This window comes from Vibrio sp. V08_P9A1T1, from assembly GCF_963874405.1.
Classification (GTDB): domain Bacteria; phylum Pseudomonadota; class Gammaproteobacteria; order Enterobacterales; family Vibrionaceae; genus Vibrio; species Vibrio anguillarum.
Genome location: NZ_CAWNIB010000237.1, coordinates 1 through 2,040, shown reverse-complemented (window position 1 = coordinate 2,040; position 2,040 = coordinate 1). Strand labels below are relative to the sequence as shown.

3 protein-coding genes are annotated in these 2,040 nt (G+C 45.0%); 2 read left to right on the top strand and 1 reads right to left on the bottom strand.

Going from position 1 to position 2,040, the window contains the following annotated elements:
* The first annotated feature begins 160 nt into the window (after positions 1 to 160).
* Positions 161 to 592 (top strand): YbaY family lipoprotein, encoded by a 432-nt coding sequence (locus AACT21_RS09550; protein WP_094164152.1) that lies wholly within the window; start codon positions 161 to 163, stop codon positions 590 to 592.
* A 111-nt stretch (positions 593 to 703) separates the two neighbouring features.
* Here the strand turns inward: AACT21_RS09550 and AACT21_RS09545 are convergent, their stop codons facing one another.
* Positions 704 to 1,006 (bottom strand): MGMT family protein, encoded by a 303-nt coding sequence (locus AACT21_RS09545; protein WP_094164151.1) that lies wholly within the window; start codon positions 1,004 to 1,006, stop codon positions 704 to 706.
* A gap of 69 nt (positions 1,007 to 1,075) precedes the next feature.
* Here AACT21_RS09545 and AACT21_RS09540 point away from each other — a divergent pair, with 69 nt between their 5' ends.
* Positions 1,076 to 1,819: a hypothetical protein gene (locus AACT21_RS09540; RefSeq protein ID WP_013856445.1), complete on the top strand. Its 744-nt coding sequence runs from the start codon at positions 1,076 to 1,078 to the stop codon at positions 1,817 to 1,819.
* The last annotated feature ends 221 nt before the right edge of the window (positions 1,820 to 2,040 follow it).

Here is a 2,040-nt window from a genome sequence, read left to right as displayed (position 1 = left end):
AATGGTTTACTCATAGACCCTCACCGAGATTCTTAATGTAATTATTATCATTGTTGACTAAGTCAATATCTTGTTAATACCAAATGGACGACCATGACAGCAGATAAAACCGAACCTATAATCATCACCTATCTAACACCATAACTGAGGTTTTATCCTTATGAAAAAGGCACTGTTGCTGATTATGTCGTCTGTTTTGGGTCTAATGCTTGTGGGTTGCCAGTCAGCGCAAAAATCAACCTCTTCCGAGAGCAATATTCAATCTATCATGGGTACGGTTTCGTACCGTGAGCGTATCGCACTGCCGGATAAGGCGCTTGTCACTATCACTTTGCAAGATGTTTCATTGGCTGATGCACCCGCTAAAGTGATCGCAAAACACCGCTTTGAAACTAACGGAATGCAAGTGCCGCTTGAGTTTGACTTGGCATTCGACAACCGAAAAATTGATGCTCGCCACCGTTACAGCGTCAGTGCTCGCATCGAAGTAGATGGAAAACTGCGCTTCATTACGGATACCCATTACGCCGTGATTACTGATGAGAATAACACTAAACGGGTTGATTTGCGTTTGGTTGGTGTTAAACAGTAAAAACAGAAGCAATAAAATAGACGCAATACTATAAAAACAGTAAAACAAGAAATAGTAAAACAGCCCTTTCCCGTGCTAGATAAGCGGGAAAGGCGCTTGACCGAAAGGGGCTTAGGGGCGCCACTGGTATAATCGAAGTTTTATTCTGCCATGCTCGTTCACTTCGACGCCTTCGGCGATCAATTTTTGTCGTTGACGTAATAAATCCCCTCCTTTCAGCGAAATCTCTCCTTTGCTGTTGATCACACGAAACCAAGGTAATCGGCTGTTTTGAGGTAGGTTACCTAATGCTTTTCCAACATGGCGTGCGTAGCCGGGGTATCCTGCTAAACGAGCAATTTCCCCATAGGTTGTCACTTTTCCTGGGGGAATTTGATGTATAACTGCAAAAATCTGCGCTAAAAATTGGTTCATGCTGACAATTCGTCCATACTAGCAGTGTCCTAGTTCGATAGTTACCAAGGAACGGTATAAGGAGAGGGCATGCTATTTTCTACCTTTCAATTTTTAATCACAACCGTGTTGGCTGTGGTTTGTGCAAGAGCCATAGGTTTAAGCGAAGGGGACATCCCCGTGCTGGCCATCGTGATCCCTGCGCTGTGGATTTTACCGCAAGGGGGCGTCGCGGGTGTGTTGTTATTGGCTGCAATGACCGCTTATGGTTTCACTTTATCTTATCAGCCAATCGCTCTTTCTGTCAGTGTTTGGGTGCTGCTGCCTTTGTTGACGGTGGCCTTTTCTAAACGCAGTAGCATGGGCGTTATCTTAGTGAGCACGTTGATCGTACTGACGTTGCAAGTCGGTATCATCGTTACTCAATCTGCTGGGAAATTAGGCGGTACAGGCTGGCTTACTGTTATTCAGACTCTTTCTGTTATCGTTGTTTGGTGGTCGGTTGCGCACTGGAAGCCATCCAATAAGCACCGTTGGTGGGCGTTAGGGTTACTGCTACCGCTATGGATGGCCGATTTCTCGTATGCGGTGTTAGTTGCGTTAAGCATTACTGGCATTATGGCGTCGATGGAAAGTTTAACCCAATCCAAACCAGTCGCAGTGAATTGGAATGGTTTGTTATGCTGGACACTTCCAACGGTAGGCTTTGCAAGCTTAGTCGTCTCGCCCACAAGTGATGTACCAAACCCAGTATTCGTGGTTTGGATCTGTTTACTGGCTACTGCTTGGATGACTGATTATCTACTCAAGAGCACCGAAGAGAATACCGAATGACCAGAACACAACTGAATGTAGATTAGAGCATGTTGTGGGTGAAGTTGTGACTTCATTCTTATGCATATATAGAGCATTAGTATATGATGCTCACCTCTCATTACACTACTCTAACCGTCATGGTTCTTGTGTTTCGGCTAACTGGTCTTTTATGGCTATCAACGGCGCCACACAGCGTTATCAGTCCTCCCATAATCCCCGCTAATACATATAGACCAGCG

Bases quoted from the DNA above. Each gene is read 5' to 3' on its own strand.
- AACT21_RS09550 (WP_094164152.1), top strand. From the start codon at position 161: ATGAAAAAGGCACTGTTGCTGATTATGTCGTCTGTTTTGGGTCTAATG.
- AACT21_RS09545 (WP_094164151.1), bottom strand. From the start codon at position 1,006: ATGAACCAATTTTTAGCGCAGATTTTTGCAGTTATACATCAAATTCCC.
- AACT21_RS09540 (WP_013856445.1), top strand. From the start codon at position 1,076: ATGCTATTTTCTACCTTTCAATTTTTAATCACAACCGTGTTGGCTGTG.